General features: G+C 39.4%; 23 protein-coding genes and 1 riboswitch. Of the genes, 1 reads left to right on the top strand and 22 read right to left on the bottom strand.

Going from position 1 to position 26,300, the window contains the following annotated elements; translation table 11 throughout:
• Nucleotides 1–19: 19 nt before the first annotated feature.
• The 3 genes from fsa to LZ480_RS01490 all read right to left on the bottom strand — a co-directional run bounded on the left by fsa (nucleotide 20) and on the right by LZ480_RS01490 (nucleotide 2,253).
• Entirely contained in the window at nucleotides 20–670 is a 651-nt protein-coding gene (gene fsa / locus LZ480_RS01500) for a fructose-6-phosphate aldolase (protein WP_241367561.1), read from the bottom strand.
• Nucleotides 671–843: 173 nt separating this feature from the next.
• Nucleotides 844–1,698: a class II fructose-bisphosphate aldolase gene (locus LZ480_RS01495; protein ID WP_241367560.1), complete on the bottom strand. Its 855-nt coding sequence runs from the start codon at nucleotides 1,696–1,698 to the stop codon at nucleotides 844–846.
• A gap of 183 nt (nucleotides 1,699–1,881) precedes the next feature.
• Entirely contained in the window at nucleotides 1,882–2,253 is a 372-nt protein-coding gene (locus LZ480_RS01490; RefSeq protein WP_305037306.1) for a response regulator, read from the bottom strand.
• A 137-nt stretch (nucleotides 2,254–2,390) separates the two neighbouring features.
• Here LZ480_RS01490 and LZ480_RS01485 point away from each other — a divergent pair, with 137 nt between their 5' ends.
• Entirely contained in the window at nucleotides 2,391–2,954 is a 564-nt protein-coding gene (locus LZ480_RS01485) for a DUF2529 family protein (RefSeq protein ID WP_241367558.1), read from the top strand.
• Here LZ480_RS01485 and LZ480_RS01480 read toward each other — a convergent pair.
• The 19 genes from LZ480_RS01480 to LZ480_RS01390 form a co-directional block, all read right to left on the bottom strand.
• Entirely contained in the window at nucleotides 2,940–3,092 is a 153-nt protein-coding gene (locus LZ480_RS01480) for a hypothetical protein (protein WP_241367557.1), read from the bottom strand. The genes LZ480_RS01485 and LZ480_RS01480 overlap by 15 nt on opposite strands.
• A gap of 74 nt (nucleotides 3,093–3,166) precedes the next feature.
• The gene (locus tag LZ480_RS01475; RefSeq protein ID WP_241367556.1) at nucleotides 3,167–4,771 is read right to left on the bottom strand and encodes a CTP synthase; all 1,605 of its coding nucleotides are present in this window, start codon (nucleotides 4,769–4,771) and stop codon (nucleotides 3,167–3,169) included.
• Nucleotides 4,772–5,092: 321 nt separating this feature from the next.
• Nucleotides 5,093–5,680 (bottom strand): DNA-directed RNA polymerase subunit delta, encoded by a 588-nt coding sequence (rpoE, locus tag LZ480_RS01470; protein ID WP_241367555.1) that lies wholly within the window; start codon nucleotides 5,678–5,680, stop codon nucleotides 5,093–5,095.
• A gap of 384 nt (nucleotides 5,681–6,064) precedes the next feature.
• Nucleotides 6,065–9,307: a fused isobutyryl-CoA mutase/GTPase IcmF gene (gene icmF, locus LZ480_RS01465; RefSeq protein ID WP_241367554.1), complete on the bottom strand. Its 3,243-nt coding sequence runs from the start codon at nucleotides 9,305–9,307 to the stop codon at nucleotides 6,065–6,067.
• Between the two features lie 94 nt (nucleotides 9,308–9,401).
• Nucleotides 9,402–10,034, bottom strand: coding sequence for a TetR/AcrR family transcriptional regulator (locus LZ480_RS01460; RefSeq protein ID WP_241367553.1), 633 nt, complete (start codon nucleotides 10,032–10,034; stop codon nucleotides 9,402–9,404).
• Between the two features lie 3 nt (nucleotides 10,035–10,037).
• Nucleotides 10,038–11,174: an acyl-CoA dehydrogenase gene (locus LZ480_RS01455; RefSeq protein WP_241367552.1), complete on the bottom strand. Its 1,137-nt coding sequence runs from the start codon at nucleotides 11,172–11,174 to the stop codon at nucleotides 10,038–10,040.
• Nucleotides 11,175–11,399: 225 nt separating this feature from the next.
• Nucleotides 11,400–12,536, bottom strand: a complete 1,137-nt coding sequence (locus LZ480_RS01450; protein ID WP_241367551.1) for an acyl-CoA dehydrogenase — start codon at nucleotides 12,534–12,536, stop codon at nucleotides 11,400–11,402.
• An 11-nt stretch (nucleotides 12,537–12,547) separates the two neighbouring features.
• Nucleotides 12,548–13,402, bottom strand: coding sequence for a 3-hydroxybutyryl-CoA dehydrogenase (locus LZ480_RS01445; protein WP_241367550.1), 855 nt, complete (start codon nucleotides 13,400–13,402; stop codon nucleotides 12,548–12,550).
• Between the two features lie 12 nt (nucleotides 13,403–13,414).
• Nucleotides 13,415–14,605, bottom strand: coding sequence for an acetyl-CoA C-acetyltransferase (locus LZ480_RS01440; protein ID WP_241367549.1), 1,191 nt, complete (start codon nucleotides 14,603–14,605; stop codon nucleotides 13,415–13,417).
• A 208-nt stretch (nucleotides 14,606–14,813) separates the two neighbouring features.
• Nucleotides 14,814–17,126, bottom strand: a complete 2,313-nt coding sequence (locus tag LZ480_RS01435; RefSeq protein WP_241367548.1) for a heterodisulfide reductase-related iron-sulfur binding cluster — start codon at nucleotides 17,124–17,126, stop codon at nucleotides 14,814–14,816.
• 205 nt (nucleotides 17,127–17,331) lie between these two features.
• A complete protein-coding gene (locus LZ480_RS01430) occupies nucleotides 17,332–17,892 on the bottom strand; it encodes a cob(I)yrinic acid a,c-diamide adenosyltransferase (protein WP_241367547.1) in 561 nt (186 codons plus the stop codon).
• Between the two features lie 20 nt (nucleotides 17,893–17,912).
• Nucleotides 17,913–19,379 carry an adenosylcobinamide amidohydrolase gene (locus LZ480_RS01425; RefSeq protein WP_241367546.1) on the bottom strand — a complete coding sequence of 489 codons (1,467 nt, stop codon included), beginning with the start codon at nucleotides 19,377–19,379 and terminating at the stop codon, nucleotides 17,913–17,915.
• On the bottom strand, nucleotides 19,379–20,377 hold the full coding sequence (locus LZ480_RS01420; RefSeq protein WP_241367545.1) for a FecCD family ABC transporter permease: 999 nt from the start codon (nucleotides 20,375–20,377) through the stop codon (nucleotides 19,379–19,381). Before LZ480_RS01420 ends, LZ480_RS01425 begins: the two co-directional genes overlap by 1 nt.
• Nucleotides 20,367–21,314 (bottom strand): ABC transporter substrate-binding protein, encoded by a 948-nt coding sequence (locus tag LZ480_RS01415; RefSeq protein ID WP_241367544.1) that lies wholly within the window; start codon nucleotides 21,312–21,314, stop codon nucleotides 20,367–20,369. Before LZ480_RS01415 ends, LZ480_RS01420 begins: the two co-directional genes overlap by 11 nt.
• Before the next feature lie 187 nt (nucleotides 21,315–21,501).
• Nucleotides 21,502–21,686, bottom strand: a riboswitch (cobalamin riboswitch).
• Nucleotides 21,687–21,763: 77 nt separating this feature from the next.
• Nucleotides 21,764–22,519: an amino acid ABC transporter ATP-binding protein gene (locus LZ480_RS01410; RefSeq protein WP_241367543.1), complete on the bottom strand. Its 756-nt coding sequence runs from the start codon at nucleotides 22,517–22,519 to the stop codon at nucleotides 21,764–21,766.
• Nucleotides 22,520–22,531: 12 nt separating this feature from the next.
• Nucleotides 22,532–23,242, bottom strand: a complete 711-nt coding sequence (locus LZ480_RS01405; RefSeq protein WP_241367542.1) for an amino acid ABC transporter permease — start codon at nucleotides 23,240–23,242, stop codon at nucleotides 22,532–22,534.
• Nucleotides 23,243–23,253: 11 nt separating this feature from the next.
• A complete protein-coding gene (locus LZ480_RS01400; protein WP_241367541.1) occupies nucleotides 23,254–23,964 on the bottom strand; it encodes an amino acid ABC transporter permease in 711 nt (236 codons plus the stop codon).
• Nucleotides 23,965–24,213: 249 nt separating this feature from the next.
• Nucleotides 24,214–25,086 carry a transporter substrate-binding domain-containing protein gene (locus tag LZ480_RS01395; RefSeq protein ID WP_241367540.1) on the bottom strand — a complete coding sequence of 291 codons (873 nt, stop codon included), beginning with the start codon at nucleotides 25,084–25,086 and terminating at the stop codon, nucleotides 24,214–24,216.
• Nucleotides 25,083–26,261: an acyl-CoA dehydrogenase family protein gene (locus tag LZ480_RS01390; protein ID WP_241367539.1), complete on the bottom strand. Its 1,179-nt coding sequence runs from the start codon at nucleotides 26,259–26,261 to the stop codon at nucleotides 25,083–25,085. Before LZ480_RS01390 ends, LZ480_RS01395 begins: the two co-directional genes overlap by 4 nt.
• Between the last annotated feature and the right edge of the window lie 39 nt (nucleotides 26,262–26,300).

The following is a 26,300-nucleotide window of genomic DNA, read 5'->3' as shown; positions in this document are numbered from 1 at the left end:
CTTTTAAAGGTTAGTCTTATTATTTCCCTTCTCGCTTTGCCCAATCCGCTAAAAATCCTTCAATTCCTTTGTCTGTTAATGGATGTTTGAACAATTGTTGTAATACTTTAAATGGTGTTGTTGCAATATGCGCACCTGCTAAAGCTGCTGCTTGAATATGTTGTGGGTGACGAATCGATGCAGCGATGATTTCTGTTTCAATACCGTGAATCGCAAACATTTCTGCAATTGTTGAAATTAATTCTGAACCATCTTGACCAATATCGTCTAAACGACCGATAAATGGTGATACATACGTTGCACCTGCACGAGCAGCCATTAATGCTTGGTTTGCAGAAAAAATTAATGTTACGTTTGTTTTAATCCCTTTATTTGCGAAGTGACGGCAAGCTTGTAAACCAGCTGGCGTCATTGGTAATTTCACTGTGATATTTGGGTGAATAGCTGCTAGCTCTTCCCCTTCACGAATCATGCCTTCAGCGTCTAGAGAAATAACTTCACCCGAAACTGAACCATTTACTAATTCCGCGATTTCACGTAAACGATCGTGGAAATTAACGCCGGATTCTTTTGCTACTAATGATGGGTTTGTCGTTACGCCTGATAAAATTCCCCAGTTATATGCTTCTTTGATCTCATCAAAGTTTGCTGTATCGATAAAAAATTTCATAAATTATTTTCCTCCAAAATTAAATTTAAATGCAAAGAATTCTTTTATAATTAACAAAATGCATCCCGCCCAATTGTGAACGAGATGCTTTAGTAGAAAACAAATGTTCACAAAGAAGGGACTGTTCGAAAAGTCATTTCAGTACATCCCTTTTTCGTTGGATCCATCATAAATTACGCTTTTTGAGAGCTGCCGAATTCGCGCATTTTACCGATTACAGTTGTTTTAATCGCTTCACGAGCTGGGCCTAAGAATTTACGTGGATCGTAAGTTTTCTTGTCGTTATCTAAAAATTCACGGATAGCTTTTGTAGCCGCGATTTGATTTTCAGTGTTTACGTTAATTTTGGCTGTACCTAAAGAAATTGAACGTTGGATATCTTTTGTTGGGATACCAGTACCGCCATGTAATACTAAAGGTAAGTCAGTTAATGTAGAGATTTCTTCCATTTCAGCGAAACCTAAGTTTGGTTCACCTTTGTATGGACCATGCACAGAGCCAAGTGCAGGAGCTAAGCAGTCGATTGCTGTTGCTTCTACTAACGCTTTACATTCTTGTGGATTCGCGTACATAATACCACCGATTACGCCGTCTTCCTCGCCACCAACTGTACCTAATTCTGCTTCAACTGATACATTTTTAGCATGTGCATATTCTACAACTTCTTTTGTAATCGCTACGTTCTCTTCGAATGAGTGGTGAGAAGCATCAATCATTACTGAAGTGAATCCAGCATCGATTGCTTCTTTACATTTATCAAAGCTTGATCCGTGGTCTAAATGAATTGCAACTGGAACTGTAATTTTGTAAGACTCGATTAAACCTTCAACGATTTTCACAACTGTGATGAAACCGCCCATGTATTTACCCGCACCTTCAGAAACACCTAAAATAACTGGTGATTTTTCTTCTTCTGCCGCTTGTAAAATTGCTTGTGTCCACTCTAAGTTGTTGATGTTAAATTGACCAACAGCATAACCTTCTGCCTTTGCCTTAATTAACATGTCTTTCATCGAAACTAATGCCATTATTAAAATCCTCCTCGAAGATAGTTAGTTAGTTTACTACAAGTAAAAAAATAGATTACTTTTTGAAGTACTGCGTTTTTTGCCAGAAATCATAAAATTTTAAAGTTGAAAAGACAAAAAACATTCAGATTAATCATAACAAAAACAGACAGTATGCGCTACTGCCTGCTAACTTGTTTTTCACTATATTTTTTCTGTAACAGCTAGTATCTTCCCCACTTCATCGCGCATCTCAAAAATATTAAATGGCTTTGCAAAATATTTTGTGACACCAAGTTCCGTCGCGCTATCAATCATATGCTGCTCAATATAAGCTGTCATCATGATTACCGGTAAATTTGGCTGCATCATTTTTAAACGTGCTAAAATTTCTAAGCCATCCATACCCGGTATTTTCATATCTAATAATACACAATTCAGTGTGACTGTTTCCGCTATTTTTAATGCATCTAAACCATTTGCTGCTAAATGTGTGTTGTAGCCTTCCTTTTTAAATACTTCATTCAGTAACAATCGAATACCTGATTGATCATCTACTATTAAAATTTCCTTCAAAGCCATCCCCCTTACAAAACTCGACATGTAAGTAATGTACTTCTATTATTATCAATAAATTCCTTCTTTAGCAAGCTAATATTTGACCATTTTGCTTTTTCGTACCTTCAATTTTATAATAGTTTTGAGGTGGAATCATGTCAAAAATTTTAACAACACAATTAACAGGTCTTCTACAGCGTATCGGACAATCAGAAGAAGAAGCGATTGAAGAAACAGCACGTTTACTTGCTCAAGCTGCAATTGGTCAAGGAACGGTCTACTTTGCAACATTTGGTGAAATGGATGCCATTTCGATGCAGGCAGAACTGGGTGTACAGCCGTTCACAAAATTTGCACGTTATAACGATTCAGTAAAATTAATCCCTGCAGACCGTGTCATTATTTTCACACGTCAGGCAAATGATGCACAAGTAATACAATTAGCACAAAAATTACATGCTGATTTTATTCCATTTGCTGCAGTGGCAAGCGAAGTAGCGTCAGAAGACAATGAATTAAGCAATTTAGCGTACACATACATTTCATTAAAAATGCGTGGGGGAATTTTACCGCACCCTACAAAACTTAGCGAGCGCATTGTTTTCCCACATATTATGGCCGCTTTATATATTTATGAAGCAATCAAAATGGAATTTGATGAAATGGTAGATGATGATGATGAAGAGGACGAATCAGAAATAACTTCACCATTTGCATAAGTAAAGGACTGTCCAAAAAGTAAATACTTTTTGGACAGTGTTTGTCTCATGTATTAATAATCCACTGTAGGCGATGGTCTGAATAAGAACGAATGCTAAAATCGTCACATCATGTGACAACGCATTCATGACCAGCATCGTGCTGGCCTCCATCCTCAGCGCAAAGGGAATGTCCCAGAATTACTTCTCGGACATTCCCTTTGTATTTTACATTATTTACGATTATTAAAAGCCGCGCCTACGAACTCACGGAATAGTGATTGTGGACGTTGAGGGCGTGAAATTAATTCTGGGTGGAATTGTCCAGCTACGAAGAATTTTTTCTCTGGTAATTCAATGATTTCAACTAATTTGCCATCTGGAGAAAGACCTGAGAATACCATTCCCGCTGCTTCCATCGCTTCACGGAATTCGTTGTTAAACTCGTAACGGTGACGGTGGCGTTCGTAAACTAACTCTTCGCCGTTGTAAGCCGCACGAGCAACTGAACCTTCTTTTAATTTACATGGATATAAACCAAGACGTAATGTACCACCAATATCTGTATTCTCTGATTGATCTGGTAAGAAGTCAATAATTGGGTACTTCGTATCTTTGTTTAATTCTGTAGAGTGTGCGCCTTCTAAGCCCATTACGTTACGTGCGAATTCTACAGTCGCCATTTGCATACCTAAGCAAATACCGAAGAATGGTACATCGTTTTCACGTGCAAAGCGAATTGCTTCGATTTTACCTTCAACACCACGATCACCGAAGCCACCAGGTACTAAAATACCATCAGCTTGGCCAAGTAATTCATCAACATTTTCGGCTGTTACATGCTCCGCGTTGACCCACTCAATCTCAATATCTGAATTGTAAACATAACCTGCGTGTTTAAGTGCTTCAACAACAGAAATGTAGGCATCTTGTAGCTCTACATATTTACCAACTAATGCAATACGTGTTTTGTGCTCTAGGTTTTTCACTAGATGTACAAGCTCTTTCCAATCTTCCATATCTGCTTTTGGAGCATTAATACCGAAGTGATCAAGAACGATTTGGTCAAAGCCTTGCGCGTGTAAGTTTAATGGTACTTCATATAGGTGTTCAGCATCACGAGATTCGATAATGTCTGATGAGCGAACATCACAGAATAGCGCAATTTTTTCTTTCATATCTTGTGGTACAGGTTGTTCTGTACGTAAAACGATGATGTTTGGTTGAATCCCTAATGAACGTAGCTCTTTTACAGAGTGTTGCGTTGGTTTTGTTTTCATTTCACCAGCAGCTGCGATATACGGCATTAACGTACAGTGAATGTACATTACGTTTTCATGACCTAAGTCACGACGCATTTGACGAATGGCTTCTAAGAATGAAAGTGATTCGAAGTCACCTACCGTACCACCGATTTCTGTAATTACTACATCAGCAGAAGTTTCGCGACCCGCACGTTGCACACGGTCTTTAATTTCATTTGTTACATGAGGAATTACTTGAACGGTACCACCGTTATAATCGCCACGACGTTCTTTATTCAATACAGATTGGTATACTTTACCAGACGTTACTGTTGAGTGTTTACCAAGATTGATGTCGATGAAACGCTCATAGTGACCTAAGTCTAAGTCAGCCTCTGCGCCATCATCTGTTACGAAAACCTCACCGTGTTGATATGGGCTCATTGTGCCTGGGTCGATGTTTAAATAAGGGTCAAACTTTTGGATCGTTACTTCTAGTCCACGGTTTTTTAATAAGCGACCTAAAGATGCTGCTACAATCCCTTTACCAAGTGATGAAACTACACCACCTGTTACGAAAATATACTTTGTCATTGCTAATTCCTCCTCGTTGCTAAACAAATTAGAAAAACATCCGTTGCTCCCTGTGCAAATGAATGTTTTTCTAATAAAGTGTTTTATAGAAAAGCGCATTTCGTACCAAACGGCATGAACTGTTGTCTTTTCTTATGTGGATTTTTTTGAAAACTTATACTTCCATATCCACTAAAAAATAAAAAAACGCTCCTCCTGCATCTTGCTTGCAGGGGGAGCGTATTACTTATACGGTCATTCTCCTCTTTAAAGGAGCCCAAGTAAAAGATTATACGGAAGTGAATTAGAAGTCAAGTACTTTACATTAAAAATCCAAAGTGCTTATTTTAATTCGTCGTCAAACTCCTCGTCTTCGTCTTCGTCTTCTTCAACGTCTTCGTCGTCTTCAACAATGAAGCTATCATCTTCTTCATCGATTAATTCTTCATCGATATCAGAATCTAAGTCTTCGATATCTTCTTCAACGAAATCGATTTCTTCTTCTGAATCATCTGCATCATCTTCACTGTCTACGAACTCATCGTAGTCTTCCTCGAATAATACATCTTCTTCATCAAGCTCAACTAAATCTTCGTCTTCATCGTCAGCCACTTTTGATTTCTTTTTACGTGTTTTAATTGTTGGTGCTGTTTCTTCTTCAATTGTTTCAACTTTGTACCATTCACGTAAGCCCCAACCATTTTCGTGGTTTAATAAAAAGCGCCCTTCTACATTTAAGTCTGTGTAGAATTGTACTAAGCGTGATTTTAAGTCCTCTTCTGATATACCATTAAATTTTTGGATTTCTTTTAATAAATCATTTAAAGGCATTGCTTGTTTTTTATCTTCTAAAATTCCGTATGCTAAGTCGATTAACGACTCTTCTGCTAATTGCTCGTCTGTCATTCCACGAAAGTTCAAATCGTGCACGTCCTTTCCTTTGTTACATGTCTATTGATAAGCATAATACCCATTATATACAAACATGCTACTACTATGCTAGTTTCATTTCTTGTTTTTTAAATTTGTTGCTTTCTTATAGGCAACGTAAAACAAAATTAATGATAACAGAAGCAGTGGTATTGCAGCTAGTTGTTTGTTATATAAAAAGAAGGTCGCCACAAGGCAAGCTAAAATTAAAATGTAATGTATATATTGTCGCAACGTGCCGCACCTTCTTTCAAAAATAGTTGTTCATGCTATTTAGTATAACGAAATTTAAACCAAACGTGGAATTTCAAGTCGCAGTTTTTATATTTTTTTCAAAATCACAAATTAAAAAGAAATTTTATTTATTGAAGTAGCTAATTTCATCTACATATTTCGGCGATATTGTCCGCCTACTTCGTATAAAGCATTTGTAATTTGTCCTAGACTTGCAACCTTTACTGTTTCCATTAGCTGTTCAAATATATTGCCATTTGTTTTTGCCACTTGCTTTAATTGTTCAATGGCCGCTTCACTCGTTGCCTCATGTTGAGCTTTAAAATTTTGTAAATTAGTAATCTGTAAATCTTTCTCTTCTATAGATGCACGCGCGATTTCCATGTTGTTAATCGCTTCATCAGATGGTGGATTTGGATTCAAATACGTATTTACGCCGATAATCGGTAGTTCACCTGAATGCTTTAAATGCTCATAGTACATTGATTCTTCTTGAATTTTACCGCGTTGATATTGCGTTTCCATAGCACCTAAGACACCGCCCCGATCATTAATGCGGTCGAACTCCTCCAATACCGCTTGCTCCACTAATTGCGTTAACTCCTCAATAATGAATGCCCCTTGTAATGGATTTTCATTTTTCGATAAGCCATGCTCTTTTGTAATAATCATTTGAATGGCCATCGCGCGGCGTACCGATTCCTCTGTTGGTGTTGTAATCGCTTCGTCATATGCATTTGTATGCAGTGAATTACAGTTGTCTTGCAATGCCATTAATGCCTGTAATGTTGTGCGAATATCATTGAAATCAATTTCCTGTGCGTGCAAGCTTCGACCTGATGTTTGAATATGATACTTCAGCTTTTGCGAGCGTTCATTCGCACCGTACTTATCACGCATGACAACTGCCCATATACGACGGGCAACTCGACCAATAACGGTATACTCCGGGTCTAGACCGTTTGAGAAGAAAAAGCTTAAATTCGGTGCAAAGTCATCGATATTCATACCACGACTCAAGTAATATTCCACGTACGTAAAGCCATTTGCCAATGTAAACGCTAATTGTGAAATCGGATTTGCACCTGCTTCTGCAATATGGTAGCCCGAAATTGATACAGAATAATAATTGCGTACTTTATGGTCGATGAAATATTGCTGAATATCGCCCATCATACGTAATGCAAATTCTGTCGAGAAAATACAAGTATTTTGACCTTGATCTTCTTTTAAAATATCTGCTTGCACCGTACCGCGCACAACTTGTAGTGTTTGTTCACGTGTTTCAGTAAATTCCTCAACAGTTAATGTACGTCCCAGTGCTTGTTCACGCTTTTGCACTTGCTGATCAATCGCGGTATTCATAAACATCGCTAAAATAATCGGTGCTGGACCATTAATCGTCATCGACACAGACGTAGAGGGTGCACATAAATCAAAGCCGGCATACAGCTTTTTCATATCATCTAATGTACAGATGCTTACACCCGACTCGCCAACCTTACCGTAAATATCAGGTCGTATATGCGGGTCTTCACCGTATAATGTTACCGAGTCAAATGCCGTTGAAAGACGCTTCGCATCATCATCCTTCGATAAATAGTGGAAGCGTTTATTCGTACGCTCTGGTGTACCTTCCCCTGCGAATTGACGTTTTGGATCTTCCCCTTCACGTTTAAATGGGAATACGCCTGCTGTATATGGGAATTCGCCAGGTACGTTTTCTTTATATACCCAGCGTAAAATATCACCGTAATCTTTAAAGCTAGGTAATGCCACTTTCGGAATTTTTAAGCCCGATAATGATTCGGTACGTAAAATCGTTTTAATTTCTTTATCGCGCACTTTTGTAATAAGCTCATCACCCATGTAGGCCTCTTTTAATGCATGCCAATTGTTTAAAATACGCTTCGTTTCAGCGGTTAATTCATTTTGGACACCTTCGATTAACACATTCAATGACTCGATTAATGCTGTTTCAGATGGAGCTAATTGCGCTTTTGTTCCTTCTAATTGATACCATTTTGTCGCTAATTGAGCTTGTTGTTCAGCATGCTTATGGTAGTTGCGAATCGCTTCTGAAATTTCACGTAAATAATAGCGACGGTCTGTTGGAATGACAATGTTTTGCTTTTGTGTTTTTACAAATTGCTCGTACGATGTATGCCAATTGAAGCCAAATTTTTCATTAATTTTACCGACAAGTGCAGCGAATAATGAATTCGTTCCTAAATCATTAAATTGTGACGCAATCGTTCCGAACACTGGCATTGTATCAATTGATTCATCCCATAATTCACGTGAACGTTGGTATTGCTTTTGCACTTGTCTTAGTGCATCTTCAGAACCTTTCCGTTCAAATTTGTTAATCGCTATTAAATCGGCATAATCAATCATATCGATTTTTTCAAGCTGCGTTGGCGCACCGAATTCACTCGTCATTACATACATCGAAAGATCAGTGTACTTCGTAATTTCTGCGTCACCTTGGCCAATACCACTAGTTTCAACAACGACTAGGTCAAATCCTGCTACACGCACAACATCCAGCACATCGCCAATCGAGCTTGATAATTCCGAACGTGAGCCACGTGTTGCTAAACTACGCATATACACACGATTATTGAATATTGCGTTCATACGAATTCGGTCACCAAGTAAGGCCCCACCTGTTTTTTGCTTCGTAGGATCGACTGACAAAATAGCGATTTTCTTGTCAGGAAATTCCTGTAAAAAGCGACGAATCAATTCATCCGTTAATGAAGATTTCCCAGCGCCACCTGTTCCAGTAATGCCGATAATTGGCGTATTTTTTGATTTTTTACGAGCTAGTTCTAACATCGATTCAATCTCTACATCATGACCATTTTCAGCAGCTGTTATTAAATTTGCCAAAATTTCTGGCGTATCTGTTGATAATTCTTCTAGTAACTCACTGTAATTTCCTTTTAATGTTGAAAAGTCAGCACCTTCTATATTTTTATTGATCATGCCCTGTAACCCTAATTGACGGCCATCTTCTGGAGAAAAAATACCCGCAATCCCATATGCATGTAGCTCATTAATTTCACGCGGTAAAATAACACCACCACCACCGCCAAAAATTTTAATATGTGGTGCACCTTTTTCACGCAGTAGGTCATACATATATTTAAAGTATTCCATATGCCCGCCTTGATAAGAAGAGATGGCCACCCCTTGCGCATCTTCTTGAATCGCCGCATTTACTACTTCTTCAACAGAACGATTATGCCCCAAATGAATTACTTCCACGCCACTTCCTTGTAAAATTCGACGCATAATATTAATGGATGCATCATGACCATCAAAAAGGCTTGATGCAGTAACAAAACGAACGTGGTTTTTTGGTTTATATACTTCGATTTTCCCCATGTCTCTCTACCCCTTTGTTATATCAAAATAATAAAAACCCACCATATAAAGCACGTATTCATTACTAGCGCTCTACATGGCAGATTTCTTGGTATTATTCAAACTTCATAATGCCTTGTAAAAACATTGTTGTTTGTAATTTTATATATTGTTCAATGGTATAACGCTTTTGCAATGCCCATTTACGAAACGCCCAACTTTGGCCTTGAATCACAATTTGATTAGCAGCCAAATAAATTGCTTCGTCGCTCAAAGTTAAACTTTCAGCCTCGACACAGCCCTTTAACATGCGTTCAAAAATAGCGACCATTTCAAGCTCCTTATCCAAAATGTAATGCATTGCCTCTTTTTGCAATGACTTCGTTTCTTGATACATAATCGTAAATTCTTCAGGCATTTTATCGATCAATAAATAATATTGACGAATCGCTTCCTCCAATGCTGTAATCGTGCCATTATCAGCTGGAAATTGCGATAAGCATTTTGTTACTTCGTTGAAAATATTGTCACATACTAAAAACAGCACATCTTCTTTTGTACGGATATATTCGTACAGCGTACCGATGCTAAATCCTGCTGCTTTTGCGAGCTCTCGTGTCGTCGCGCGGTGAAAGCCTTTTTCTTTAAAGAGCTTTACACCGGCATCAACAATTTGTTGGCGTCTTTCGATAATTTTGTTTCCATCTTTTATTGACGATTCTACATGCAGCTTATCTATGTTTGTCATACATTATTTCGTAATCATACGAGAAATTACAAGTCGTTGAATCTCTTGTGTGCCTTCGTAAATTTGCGTAATTTTTGCATCACGCATATAGCGCTCGACTGGGTAGTCCTTTGTATAGCCGTAACCACCAAATACTTGTACAGCTTCTGTCGTTACCTTCATCGCTGTATCCCCAGCTAATAATTTTGCCATTGCTGATGCTTTTCCGTATGATAAATCATTTGATTCTAACCATGCTGCTTGATACGTCAATAAGCGAGATGCTTCGATTTCTGTTGCCATATCCGCTAATTTAAATGATACGCCTTGATTTGCAGTAATTGGCTTACCAAATTGTACACGCTCTTTGGCATAATCCACTGCTGCATCTAGTGCACCTTGTGCGATCCCAACTGCTTGTGCTGCAATCCCGTTACGGCCACCGTCTAATGTTTTCATCGCGATAACAAAGCCTTGACCTTCTTCGCCCAGTAGGTTTTCTTTTGGTACGCGGCAGTTGTCAAAAATAATTTCTGTCGTCGGTGATGAACGGATTCCAAGCTTTTTCTCCTTTTTCCCAACAGAGAAGCCAGGGAAATCTGCCTCTACGATGAATGCCGAAGTCCCATTTTTTGAATTCGGATCTGTTACAGCAAATACAACGTAAATATCTGCAACGCCACCATTTGTGATGAAGATTTTTGAGCCATTCAATACGTAATCATCGCCATCTTTTACTGCGTATGTTTTCATACCACCCGCATCAGACCCTGAACCGGCCTCTGTTAAACCGTATGCTCCGATTTTTTTACCTTCTGCCATTGGACGTAGGTATTTTTGCTTTTGTTCTTCGTTACCGAATTTGAAAATCGGCCAACCTGCTAGTGAAGTATGCGCAGATAATGTTACTCCAGTTGATGCACAAACACGTGATAATTCTTCTACTGCGATACAGTATGCTAAATAGTCAAAGCCTGCGCCGCCGTACTCTTCTGGCCATGGAATCCCTGTTAAACCAAGCTCCGCCATTTTATCGAAAATCCCACGATCAAATTCCTCGTGCTCATCACGGTGTTCTGCGGTTGGTGCTACTTCGTTCATTGCAAAGTCGCGAATCATTTCGCGTAATTGTTGATGCTCTTCTGATAATTGAAAGTTCATTTCCCCATAACCCCTTTATTGTTTATTTATCATTTACGCCTCGGCGTAATTGCGTCCAGATTTTTTTCGAGCTCGCTCGAAAAACTCCTCTTAAAAATCTGTGACATCCGCCGGGGCTTAACTTGATTCAGCCTGGGTTTGAACCCCCACTGAATCGAATTGTATATTTGGCATTCATCTCCCACTTATAGAAGTAGGGGACTTCAGCTGAATCAAGTTTAAGCGTTAGCCAAGTAAATGCTTACTAATGACAATGCGCTGGATTTCGCTTGTTCCTTCGTAAATTTGCGTTACTTTAGCATCGCGGAAATAGCGCTCTACTGGGTAATCTTCGGTGTAGCCATAGCCACCAAAAATTTGAACGGCTTCGATTGCTGAGTCCATTGCCGCTTGTGAGGCAAATAACTTCGCCATTGCTGCTTCCTTACCACACGGTAATCCTTCACTGCGTAAATGAGCTGCGCGGTAAACGAGTAGCTTGGCGGCTTCCACTGCCGTTGCCATATCGGCTAACTTAAAACCGACTGCCTGTTGCTGTGCGATTGGCTTACCAAATTGCACACGCTCTTTGGCATAATCTGTTGCCGCTTCAAGCGCTGCTTCTGCTATACCTAAGCTTTGTGCGGCAATCCCAATGCGACCAGCATCTAAATTCGCCATCGCAATTTTAAAACCTTCCCCTTCATTACCAAGTAGATTTCCAACTGGAATACGCATATTTTCAAATGTTAATTGCACTGTTCTAGAACCGTGAAGCCCCATCTTTTTCTCGTCTTTTCCGATAATAAATCCTGGTGTTCCTTTTTCTACAATAAATGCTGAAATTCCACGTGTCCCTGCTTCAGAATTCGTTGAAGCAAACACTATGTAAACGTCTGCCTCACCACCATTTGTAATAAACACCTTCGAGCCATCTAATACATAGTCATCGCCGTCACGGACAGCACGTGTCTTTAAAGAACCTGCATCACTACCCGCTCCTGGCTCGGTTAAGCAAAATGCACCAATAAATTCACCACTTGCAAGCTTTGGGACGTATTTTTGCTTTTGTATATCATTTCCGAAATACAAAATTGGGTTTGTTCCAACTGATGTATGTACTGATAAAATGACGCCCATTACTGCACTAACCTTCGATAACTCATTAATCGCAATGATATACGACGTAAAATCCATTTCTGCCCCGCCGTATTCTGTAGGTGCTGTAATCCCCATTAAGCCAAGCTCGCCCATTTTTTTTAGCAAATGGCGCGGAAACTCGCCCGCCTCCATTTGTTCAACAAACGGTGCAATTTCTGTTTGTGCAAAATCACGGACCATATTACGCATCATCAACTGTTCATCTGTAAATTGTAAGTTCATGCATGTGCACCTCAGCTTTCGTACACGTAGAAGCCACGACCAGATTTTTTACCTAACCAGCCAGCCGCCACATATTTACGTAGAAGTGGACAAGGGCGGTATTTACTATCGCCAAGCCCTTCATGTAAAATTTCCATGATGGATAGACATGTATCTAAACCAATAAAGTCAGCTAATGTTAATGGGCCCATCGGATGATTCATGCCCATTTTCATGACATCATCAATTGCTTCCTTCGTCGCAACCCCTTCATAAAGCGCATAAATTGCTTCATTAATCATCGGTAATAAAATTCGATTCGAAATAAAGCCTGGGAAATCATTTACTTCAACACCTGTTTTCCCTAAATGCTTCGTCATCTCTGCAACAGCTTCATAAACTTCATCCGCTGTTGCTAAACCACGAATAACTTCAACAAGCTTCATCACTGGAACCGGGTTCATAAAGTGCATACCGATTACTTTTTCAGGACGACTTGTCACCGCTGCAATTTCCGTAATTGGTAAACTTGATGTATTCGTCGCTAATATCGTATGTGCTGGCGCAATGGCATCTAGCTGCTTGAAAATCGATTGTTTAATTTCCATATTTTCAACGGCTGCTTCGATGACAATATCCGCATCCCTTGCATCATCAATTGATGTTGATTTTGTAATGCGTGCGAGTATTTGCGCTTTTTCGTCTTCTGATTTTCGCCCTTTTTCCACATCACGCGCCAAATTTTTCGTAATTGTCGCTAAACCACGCTCAAAAAATTCGTCTTTCACATCGTTTAAAATGACTGTAAAACCAGCCTGAGCACAAACTTGAGCAATCCCTGAACCCATTTGGCCCGCGCCAATAACCATTACTTTTTCAATGTTCATTTCTACATCCCCTTAATTTGATACTTCGATTAATACCGCATCTCCTTGACCGCCACCTGAACAAATCGCGGCAATCCCTAATCCCCCACCGCGACGCTTTAACTCATAGGCAAGCGTTAAAATAATACGCGCGCCACTTGCACCAATTGGATGACCAAGTGCCACCGCGCCACCATTGACGTTGACTTTTTCTGCATCTAACCCTGCAATTTGATTACTAACAAGTGCTACTGCCGCAAAGGCCTCGTTAATTTCAATTAAATCGATTTCCTCAAGCGACTTCCCTGTTTTCTGTAATAGCTCATTAATAACTAGCCCTGGTGTTTGCGGGAAATCCTCTGGTGCAACACCTACTTCAGCATGGCCTAAAATCGTTGCGAGTATTGGACGATTTTCTTGCTTTGCTTTCTCTTCATTCATTAGTACTAACGCACATGCTCCGTCATTGACCCCTGGTGCATTCCCTGCCGTAATCGTACCGTCTTGACTAAAGGCTGATTTTAACTTTGCAAGCGTTTCCATTGTTGTGCCTACTCGTGGTGCTTCATCTTGTGCGACTACGATTGGATCTCCTTTACGCTGCGGAATTTCGACTGCCACAATTTCCTCAGCAAATTTTCCTGTTTCAATTGCTTCCAAAGCCTTATTATGACTACGTACTGCCCATCCATCTTGGGCATCACGAGAGATTGTGAATTTGTCAGCAATTTCGTTGCCGTAAATCCCCATATGCACTTGATTCGGATGAAATGCACAAGACAAGCCATCATAAATCATGCCATCTACTAAACTCGCATCACCCATGCGTAAACCAAAGCGGCCTTTCGGCATATAGTACGGTGCATTTGACATCGATTCCATGCCCCCTGCTACAATCGTCTCTTCGTCCCCTAAACGAATGAGCTGATCGGCTAACGTCACACTACGCATGCCTGATGCACATACTTTGTTAATGGTTTCTGTTTTCACAGCCCATGCAATACCTGCTTTTGTCGCTGCTTGACGAGACGGAATTTGCCCTTGTCCCGCTTGTAAAACGTTTCCGATAATTACTTCTCCAACCTCTTCAGCCGCTACATTTGCCTTTGATAAAGCGGCTTTTATGGCAATACCACCTAAATCACTTGCAGTTAATGTGCTTAATGCACCACCAAATTTACCAAATGGCGTTCTTGCCCCATCTAAAATGACTGTTCTCGACAATCCACACACCCCTTTGTTTGAATAATCGAACTATTTTTATGAAAATCCCCTTTGTTTGACATCCGACTGAACGCTCGCTCAATTTGATGTTTTAAAAAAAATGAGAGTAACAAGGACTCTCATTTTTTAATTAATTTCATTGTATTAAATCCTTAATTATTTCGCAACAATATTATTAGAATATACTGAAATTAATAATTTGTGCTCACTAATTCTTATTTTCTTCGTTTAACGATACGTTTTCTGTTTCACCAGCTTGTTGGCATTCTTCTACAGTAGCTACTTCTTCTGAAACCACTTCCAACTCACTTAGTTGATCTGTTGCAGTTTCCTTAATAGACACTTCTGGTTGTTCTACCGTTTCTATAGTCGATGCAACTTCTACTTCTTCAACTTTATCCACTGGTGCTGCTTGTGGTGTACCGAATACCGCGCGCTCTAATAGCTCTGCAATATCGTACGTGCCTACTGTATCCTCTACTTCCTTCGCCTTCGTACCATCTGAAAGCATCGTTAAGCAGTACGGACAGCCTGAAGAAATAACCGAAGCTTGTGTCGCGATTGCTTGCTCAGTACGTGCAACATTAATACGGTTACCCACATGTTCTTCCATCCACATTAAACCACCACCTGCGCCACAGCACATTCCTTCTTCACGGTTACGTGCCATTTCAACAAGCTTCACACCTGGAATACCTTTTAAAATTTCACGAGGCGGATCATAAACATCGTTGTAACGACCTAAGTAACATGAATCATGGAACACAATTGTTTCGTCAACACGGTGATTCATTGTTAAACGACCAGCTTGCACTAAATCGTATAGTAATTCCGTATGGTGCAGGACTTCACCTTTCCAGCCGAAATCCTGGTATTCATTTTTAAAAATATTGTATGCATGCGGATCAATTGTTACGATTTTTGTGACATTATTTTTCTCGAACTCTGCAATATTTTCCCCAGCAATTTCTTGGAATAAGAATTCATTCCCTAAGCGGCGTGGTGTATCTCCCGAGTTCTTTTCCTTGTTACCTAAAATCGCAAACTTCACACCTGCTTGGTTCATTAAACGTGCAAATGCCAACGCAATTTTTTGTGAACGGTTGTCGAATGAACCCATTGAACCAACCCAGAATAAATATTCCATTTCTTCGCCTGACTTTTTTAGTTCTTTTACTGTAGGAATAGTAACGGTTTCATCAAGCTCACGCCAATTTTCTTTTTCTTTACGGTTTAAACCCCAAGGATTGCCTTGACGCTCGATATTTGTCATTGCGCGCTGTGCATCTGGGTTTACTTTCCCTTCTGTCATCGTTAAATAACGACGTAAATCGATAATTTTATCGACATGCTCATTCATTACTGGACATTGATCTTCACAGTTACGGCATGTTGTACAAGCCCAAATTTCTTCTTCTGTAATCACATCACCAATTAATGATGGGCTATAGATGTTTTCAATAACCGCACCTTCAGCTCCAGCAGCCATTGCTAACTGATTCCCCTGTGTGTTGTTAAAGAATTGGAACGGTACCCAAGGCTTTTGCTTTGTTTCCACCGCACCAGTGAATGTTAAATGATCGCGTAATTTAACGATTAAGTCCATTGGTGACAGCATTTTCCCTGTCCCTGTAGCTGGACACATATTTGTACAACGACCACATTCTACGCAAGAATATAAATCCAACATTTGCTTTTGCGTGAAATCTTGAACTTTCCCTACGCCAAGTGGTGGCATACTTTCTTCATCTTCTGCTTCCTCTAATGCCGCGAAGTCAATCGGGCGTAATGTTCCGATTCTATCTTGACGGTTGAAGTAAACATTTAAAATCGACGTAATTAAGTGGAAGTGCTTGCCTTGTGGAAGGTATACAAGGAATGACAGTAATGCTAGTAAGTGCGCCCACCACATGATGAAGAAACCTACTGCTGCAATTGTTGGACTCATCCACTGGAATACCCATGCTATGGCCGAAGCAACTGGCTCAGAACCTGATAAGCCATGGTCTTGCCAAATTAAATAAAAGCCATTCCCGAACAATGTCGCAAACATTAACACCGATAAGAATAAATATACTAAACCGTTTTTAAACCCTTGTTTCAAACGAACTAATTTTTCTAAATAACGACGGTAAAATGCGACAGCTACCGCAATTAAAATTGTTAAAACAACAATTTCCTGCGTAAATGTAAACATAGGATATAAGCCGCCTAATGGAATGTGTGAACCTGGCGCTAACCCCTTCCAAATTAAATCAATCGCACCAAGCTGTACCATTAGGAATCCATAGAAAAATAGTACGTGTACAAGACCCATCTTTTTATCTTTCAATAATTTCGATTGACCAAATACTTTTTCGACGATGTCATTAATACGCTGCGACATTTTAATATTGAATTCTTCTCTACGACCTAATTGAACATAGGCGTATCGTGTTTTTAACAAATATGCGAATAAACCAAGCGCATATGCCAACACAACGATGAATGCAATCCAGTTAATAATTAAAAATGTATTCATACTTTTCCCCCTAGAAACCTGAATGCTAAACTGATTAGTTACTTTCCCCCAACTAATAAGCTATTTTTCCATATTAATCTATAAATCTATTGTAATTATGAATGAGCATTCAGTCAACAAAATTTGTTATTAATTCTGAAAATTAAATGAATCCATAAAAAATGCTAGCTCGACAATTTTCATTGTTTAAGCTAGCATTTTTGTGTTATTTAAATACGTCGGCACTACGAATATATTCGACGTCCTGAATCCCTAAGCGGTGATTAACAACTCGTGCAGCTGCAAATAAATAATCCGATAAACGGTTTAAATATTTTTGTACAACCGGTGAAACATCTTTAATTTCCTTCGTTAATGACACCGTTTGACGTTCAGCTCGACGTGCTATAGTACGGGCGATATGAAGCGTTGCTGCTGCTGGTGCACCACCTGGCAAAATAAAACGTTTTAATGGTGGCGCCTCATCTGAAAGTACATCAATTCGCTCTTCTAAAATAGTAATAGGTTGTTCTGTCAGCTTGTAATGGCGCTCTTTCATGACATTTGCTAAGTCGCCTCCACCGTCGAATAGCTCGTGCTGAATGGCTGTTAAATCTTTAATGACATCTTTAAACTTGTCTGGACCTAACTCTGAAATTGCTTTTCCGATAAATGAATTTAATTCATCAATCGTGCCATATGCCTCGACACGTAAATGGTCTTTGTCAACACGGCCTCCGATAATACTAGTTTTCCCCGTGTCACCTTGCTTTGTATATAATTTCATAGCCTTCACCTTTCCTTCTTTCACGAATTTTGTAATTCCTTATATTTTTTTATCGCCGCTACCGTTGTTTCGAAAACACCGCGCCCAATTAATTTACCGACTTCTGTGATGGGCCCTGCGTATTGAATCTCTTGACCGTGCTGTGTTGCCGCAATGAGTAAACTATCTGTTGCGGTACTCGTTGCAATCGTTCCAGTAACAGAATCTTTAATTTGCTGATCTGCGAGCGCTTTTGTTTTTGCTTCTGTCGCGGTAATCATCGCTTGAATAAACGCTTCATCTGTCAATTTGCCGTTTATAAATACCCATGTATTAATTGTTCCAGCATGCGGCTTCTCTTCACGTAAATACGTTTTCGTTACATCTACACTATTACCAACACCAGCTGTTACCATAATGATAATTTCTAATTCCCGCTGTGTAAATGACTGAATTTCAACACATTTTGTTTCAACAGCCGTCAGCATAACAACTGTACTCGTTGGTGCAAAATGATTTGCTACTAAAAAGTTAACCGTCTCATCTTTTACATGATAAATATCATAATTTGGTGCAACGGTGCGATTTAAAAACGTATCATACCAACCAATTCCTGCATTAAGGACTGCAGACGAAATTACCTTTAGTGGCGAACTGACTTTTAATTGAATGTACTCTTTTGTAATCGAAAAATCAGATACTTGAATTTGTACTTCTTTACGCTGTAATTCATTTGTAGGTAGCATTGTAATTTGTGGCTTTGGTACTTCGGGATGTGGGTACGTTGCGATACGAGCTTTATACACATCCGCAATTTGCTCTTCCAGAATAACTTCATGTGGTAAACCAAATGCTCGCACTTCGCCGCCTTCTAAAAGTAATAATTCATCACAATATAACGAAGCTAAATTGATATCATGGAAAATCGACACAACCGTTAATCCATGCTGTTCAACTTGTAAACGAATCATATCTAATATTTGTTTTTGATGCGCGATATCTAAATGGTTCGTCGGTTCATCAAGCAGTAGTAGCTCGGAATTTTGTGCAAGTGCCTGCGCAATAAACACTCGCTGCTGTTCACCGCCAGACAAAAATTCCAAATAATGATCTTTGTAACCTGTAACACCGGTGCTTTCCATAGCCTGCAGTACTATGTATTCATCCTCATCCGACCAACTTGAAAAAAAACCAGTTTGATGCGGGTAACGACCTAATGAAACCGCATCATATACAAGATTTGAAAATGTACTCGCGTTTAACTGTGGTAGTACCGCCATTTTTTTTGCCAATTGCTTAACGTCATAGCTTTTAATCGGTTGGTTTTCAATCAATACTTCACCAGAAGTTGGACTAATAATGCCACTAATCATTTTTAACAATGTCGATTTCCCACTACCATTCGGACCAAGTATCCCTAAAATTCGACCTTTTTTCACGTGAAACGTCACGTTTTTCACAATGCTCTTGCCACTATAGCCACCGCTTAAGTCATTTACCTTTAACATTATGCGACACCCTTTCTACGTTGCTTGAAGAAAATATACGCAAATACTGGGGCACCTATAAATGACGTGATGACACCAATCGGCAATTCGACAGGCGCGATAATCGTACGCGACACTAAATCACAAATTACAAGTAAACTCGCGCCATTTAAAAACGACAGGCTGAGCAAATGGCGATGATCAGCACCGATTAAAATACGAATCATATGCGGGACAACTAACCCAACAAAACCAATCGTTCCTGATGCTGCAACCGCAGCACCCGTCAAAATCGAGCCACCTGCCAAAATCATGTATTTACTACGCTTAACATTGACCCCTAAATATTGTGCGCGCTCCTCCCCATAAATCATCGCATTTAACTCACGACGATTCAGCCAAATAATCAACACGCCAATTATCATAAACGGAACAACCATTCTCACATACGGCCAACCACGCATTGACACACTGCCAAGCAACCAGCCAATAATTTCACGAAGCTGCTCACCTGTTAATGCCACCATTAATGAAATACAAGCACCTAAAAAAGAACTAAAAATAATCCCTGTTAAAATAAGTGTTTCCATTTTCATAGTACGGTCTACTAAACGGGCAAATAGGAGCACGATAACCATTGTAATAGCCGCGCCTAGCATACTAAAAATCGGTAGCGTAAACGCGCCTAGCACAGGTAGGGATATGCCTAAAAAAATTGTCATTACTGCACCAACTGAAGCACCTGAAGAAACACCAAGTGTATAAGGATCAGCTAACGGATTTTTAAGTAATCCTTGGAAAGCAGCACCTGCAATTGCAAGTGATGCCCCAATAAGTGCTGCTAAAATAACACGTGGCATTCGGATTTTCCATAGTATGCTGTACGCAACCGGGTCTGTCGTTTTATCCCACAGAGTGGATAGCGGAATATCGACCGAACCAAATGAAATACCGATCCACATACTCCCTAATAGCAATCCAATCGATGAAAAATAGGCGATTGAATATTTACTTCTCATTAAATACCTCTGGGTAAATTGCTTCTGCTATTGATTCAATGCCCTCAACTAAACGTGGACCTTGGCGACTTGTTGTATCGGCATCAACTAATTTTACCTCGCCATTTTTCACCGCAGTCATCTCTGCATAAGCATCATTTGTTGTAATTTCCTCGATATCATTTTCATAAGTCACCAAGATGGTATCTGGATTACTGCTGACAAATTGCTCAGCACTATACATTGGCCAACCTAGTTCTGGTACAGCATTTTCAACATTTAGTACTTCTAACATTTCATTAATAAATGTATCCTGTCCTACCGCATAAAGATTTGGGTCTGTCCCTACAACGATGAACACAGACTTCTCTTCTAAGTCGGCCACCTTCACTTCGATTTCTTCAATGCCTTCTTTCATTGAAGCAATAATATCTTTTGCTTCTTGTACTTTATTTGTAATACGACCAATTTGTTCAATCGTCGAGTAAGTTTCTTCAAATGTTTTTGCATCTTTCACAACAAATACGGGAATCCCAACTGCTTCTAGCTGTGCAATCGCTTCCTCGTTAAAACTATACATACCTGATTCGTGTGCTAATACTAAATCTGGTTCTAAAGCAATGATTTGCTCTAAGTTAAATTCCGTACCGCCAACTTTTTCTTTTGTTAACGCTTCTTCTGGGTATGTGTCATTGTCAGAAACACCAATAATTTGATCATTTAAACCTAGACCAAATAATATTTCGGTATTTGATGGAACTAATGAAATAATACGTTCTGGTGCTTTTTCGATTGTAATCTCTTTGCCTAGTGCATCCATTTGTGTGATTGGAAATTGTGCTGTTTCAGTAACTTCCGCGCTATCATTTATTGACTGTTTGTCTGTTTCTTTCTCGCCGCATGCTGCTAATGATAATGATAATAATGCAACTGAAGAAAGTACTTGCCATTTTTTCATTGTAAAACTGCCTCCTTAGATTTAGAAAAACACATTATGATGTGCTCGTTGATTCATAAGCTCTTTAGCGCTCGTTATTTGACATAAAGAAAAGCCTCCCACTCTTATGAGAAGGAAGCCTTGTGTTTGCAAATAAAATTCAACGTAAAAAGAGAACTTATCCGCCACATCCTATCCTCGTAGGTTTACTTTGGGCATTATAAAGGCAGGTCTCCTGGCTTATGCTATAGCGTTTGTGAGCGCCTTCCCGTGTGAACAGTGGCAACGTGCTCTAAACTCGCATTTACAGTGGCGGGACCGCATCGGATTTCAACCGATTTCCCTTTTACTTCTTACTTGTTAAAAATAAGAACCTTTACAATCCTTATGAAATTCTTACATTTCATTATAGCGGAAAAAATCACTTTTGTATGCAACCCCATATAAATTTTCAGATAATTCATCAACAACTAAATATGGTACGTGTAATCATCTGGAAGGACACGGCGTAAAAATTGCTTCGTACGTTCCTCTTTTGGCTGGACAAAAATTTCATGTGGTGAGCCTTCTTCAATAACATTGCCGCCATCCATGAAAATGACGCGATTTGCTACATCTTTCGCAAAGGACATTTCATGCGTTACTACAAGCATTGTTGTTCCTTCTTTGGCGATATCCTTCATGACACTAAGTACCTCTCCTACTAGCTCAGGATCTAGTGCCGATGTTGGTTCATCAAATAAAATAATATCTGGATTTAACGCAACCGCTCGTGCAATACCAACACGTTGCTGCTGCCCACCCGATAATTGACTTGGATAGGCATCATATTTTGCCGATAGCCCTACTTTAGCGAGTGCTTTTTTTGAAATATCATAAGCAGCATCTTTTTTCATACCACGACCAACAATTAGCCCTTCTGCCACGTTTTCAAGCGCCGTTTTATTGTTAAATAAATTATAGTTTTGGAATACAAATGCGGTTTTTTTGCGGATTTCTAAAATTTCCTTTTTCGAAGCTTTATGTAAATCCACTTCGATTTCATCAAAATTTGCGCTTCCTTCATCGGCACGTTCTAAAAAGTTAATACAGCGTAACAATGTCGTTTTCCCTGAACCACTCGGACCTAAAATAACGACAACGTCCCCCTTATCAATTGTTAAATTAACACCTTTTAATATTTCATTATCACCAAATGTTTTATGCACATTTTTAATTTCTAGCATCGCTTTCCCTCCTTATACCGTGGCCACTTTGTAACGGCTTAATCGTTTTTCAGACCATTTAAATAAATATTCGACCGTCATACAAACAATTAAATAGACTATGAAAATATCAATATAAGCCTCTAAATAGTTGTAACCCAAATTTGCCTCTACCTTTGCCTTTAACGTAATTTCTTGCAATGAAATCGCATAACCGAGCGACGTAGCTTTTATTAAATTTATCGTCGCTGTACAAAGATTCGGCATTGCTGCAACAAGTGCCTGCGGAATAATAATACGGCGATATGCTTGTGTAGCCGTTAAGCCAACCGATTGTGCCGCCTCAAGCTGCCCTTTTGGAACCGTTTGTAATGCCGAACGAAATACTTCTATTAAAATAGCTGCTGTATTGAACGAGAAAATAATAAACGCATACCAAAGTGGATTCACTTCATAAATCGGATAATCAATATTATATTTCTCAAATAGACCCTTCAGTAAAAGTGGAATCGTTGCATACAGCACGAAAATTTGAATAATTACTGGTGTCCCACGCACAAATGATATATATATTTTCGCGAAGAAATTAATGACTGGCACTTCATATACACGTGCTAGTGCTAACAAAAAACCGAGTGGAACCGCAATAAAAAGTGAAACAACCGTTACGAGTAACGCTACCGGCACGCCGCTTAACGCAACAAAAAAAGTATCAAATAAAAATTGCCAGTTCATAATGTCCATATGCGTACCTCCTACGTCGCTTTAATTGGTTGTTTTCCTTTACTAAACGCTTTTTCTAAGAGTGCGAAGATCTTTTCAATTGAGATCGATAACACCCAATATATCACCGCTAAAGCGATATAGATTTCTAGTGTATGTGTACCATAGTTATTCGCAATAATTAAATTTGCCTTGCCCACAATATCAATAAAACCAATTGTATAAGCAAGTGCACCTTCCTGAAGTACCGAAATTAAGCCATTCCCAAAATTAGGAAATGCAACGACCAAAGCTTGCGGGAAAATAATGCGACGATATGCTTGAAGAGGCGTTAAACCAACACTTACTGCCGCTTCAAATTGTCCTCGATCAATTGCTAAATACGATGAACGAATGACTTCTGACATCATCGCTGCAAACTGTAAGCTAAACGTCACAACAACAAATACACCAGTCGGAACATTTTGCAAGTAAATGCCGAATAGCCCTTCTGAAAACGATGGGATTCCGTAATACACTAGAAATAATAAAACGATGGATGGCGTACAACGAATAATCGTCGTATAGCCATTCGCGAGCCTACGTAGCCATTTATGATTACTTAACTTCGCCGCTGCAAGCATTAAGCCAAATAATGTTCCGCATATTACTGAAAGGGCTGCGATATATAATGTAATCCATAAGTACGGTAATAAATTCGGCAATGCCGACCAAATGTATGACACATCAAAATACTTTTCCATGTGCTCCCCACCTTCGTATGTTTGTGATAAAAAAGAGGCTGTCTAAAAAGTCAAAACTTTTTAGACAGATGCTTCCTCATGTATTAATTATCCGCTTGAGGCGGTGCTTCTGCGGTGGTCAGAAGTAGGAACGAATGCTAAAATCGTCACATCGTGTGACAACGCATTCATGACCAGCATCGTGCCGGCCTCCATCCTCGGCGCAAAGGGTCTACCCCAGAATTACTTCTCGGGCAGACCCCTTGCAGTTTAGCGTTTTACTGAATCTAATACTTCGAATAAGTCTTTGCCATAAAATTCTTTACTTAATTCTTTTAAAGCGTCCGTCTTTTTAATTTCTGCAATTGCTTTGTCATAGGCATCTGCAAATTCTTGCTGTTTTTTGTTGAATAGAGGCCATGTTTTAATAACGGCAAATTCGTTATAAACGACTTCATCTTTTAAGTTGTAGTATGGACCACCCTCTGTTAATACTTGACCTGTGAATGCACCTTCGATTTGAACGCCACCATCTACACGACCTTCATTTACCCATTGCACAACATCCACTGTAAATTCTTCACCCGCTTGTAATTTTACTGGATTGTCTGGGTTTGCTTCGTTGTATTCTGCAATTATAGTATACTGTGCGTTATTCGCCGCGATTGGTGCTAGCGTATAGCCTGCTGAAGCGAAATCACTTAAATTTTTTATATGTTCATTTTCTTTTTTCAACACTAAGCCAGCACTACTTAACCCTAAAAATTCTTTCGGGAAAATATATTTTTGTGTGCGTTCTTCTGTCCAGAAAGCATTTTTGACACCTGCGTGATATTTGCCCTGCTCCACGCCGATTAATAAATCATCACTTGTTGTACCAACATATTCAAATTCGTATTCTGGTAATGCTTCATCCACTAGCTTCATTACTTCGACATCATAGCCTGTTGGATTACCGTTTTCGTCTAAATACGTCATTGGTTTACTTGCTTGGTCATAAGCGACTTTGACAACTGTTACGCCATCTTTACTTTCTGTTGATGATGAAGCTGAACCCGATTCTGAATTATTACCGCATGCAGCTAATAATGCTGAAGCAGCAATACTAATTGTTGCTAATTTCACAATTTGCTTGAATTTCATACAGTTACCTCTTTCTGTTTTAATTGATTTTGAATGGCTGTTTCCGCTAAGCGCTTAATGGTAATGTCGTCCATTGGCGGATTATGAAGACCTGCACGTACATCGCGATAATAACGCTGTAATGGATTGGAACGCTGTAGGCTTTTTGCACCGACTAAGCGCATAGCCTTGTCAACAACTTCAATTGCAGTATTTGTCACCACATGCTTCGCGATATTTACTTCATTAATAATGGCTAATTTTTTTGCCGGGTCCTTATATAACCCCGCTACACCATAAAGCGTAAAGCGGGCTTTGGTTAACGCTATATCCATTTCGCCAATTAGTGTTTGCACATTCGGAAGCTCGGCGATTGTTCCTTGAATGCTGTTCGGTGAATGCTCTGTAGCAAACTTTACGGCATAATCGCGCGCTGCCTGAGCAATACCTAAATACGTTGCTGGAATTAATAATAACCAGCCATTTAGCTTAAAACCTGTAGAATAACTCGGAATTTCAACTAACGAAGATTGCTCCATCACTACATTTTGAAGTACGAGATCATCGCTACCTGTGCCTCGCATTGATGCAACATCCCAGGTATTTTCCACTGATACGCCTTCAGCTGTTTTAGGTACTAAGAAAAAGCCCAAATGATTATCATCTTCTACCCAAGCTGAAACTAAGAAATAATCTAAATCAGGCGCACCGCTCGTATAATTTTTTCGACCATTTAATACATATCCATCGCCTTTACGCTTTGCAGATGTTGCTGGTTTTCCGCCACGAACTGGACTGCCCATTGCAAATTCACTTACAGCACGGTTTATTGTTGCTCCATTTTTAACTTGCTCGCCAAACCATTTTAGTTTGTTTTCATCCCAATAACGATTTTCAAAAATTTCACCGACATTTTGAATCGTCCAAGAAGCTGCTAAACCAGTGCTTCCACAATAACTTGATAATGTTTCATGTAACAGAATTGTATCGTAAAGCGAAAAGCCTTCTCCGCCAAATTCTTTCGGTAATGTAATTTTTGTATAGCCAACTTCACGTAGCTTTTTAAAATTGTCAAATGGAAAAACTGCAGCTTCATCGATTTGTTGTGCCTGTTGTTTAAAGCTTTGTTCCAGTGACTCCAGTTTTGTTAACCATTCGCGTTGGTTATCTGATTTTATAAATAATTGCTTACTCATAATGCACCACCTAATTCCAAGTTCATTACTCAGTTTTAT

It is taken from the genome of Solibacillus palustris (genome assembly GCF_022549215.1).
GTDB lineage: Bacteria > Bacillota > Bacilli > Bacillales_A > Planococcaceae > Solibacillus > Solibacillus daqui.
This window is presented reverse-complemented; position numbering and strand designations above follow the sequence as displayed.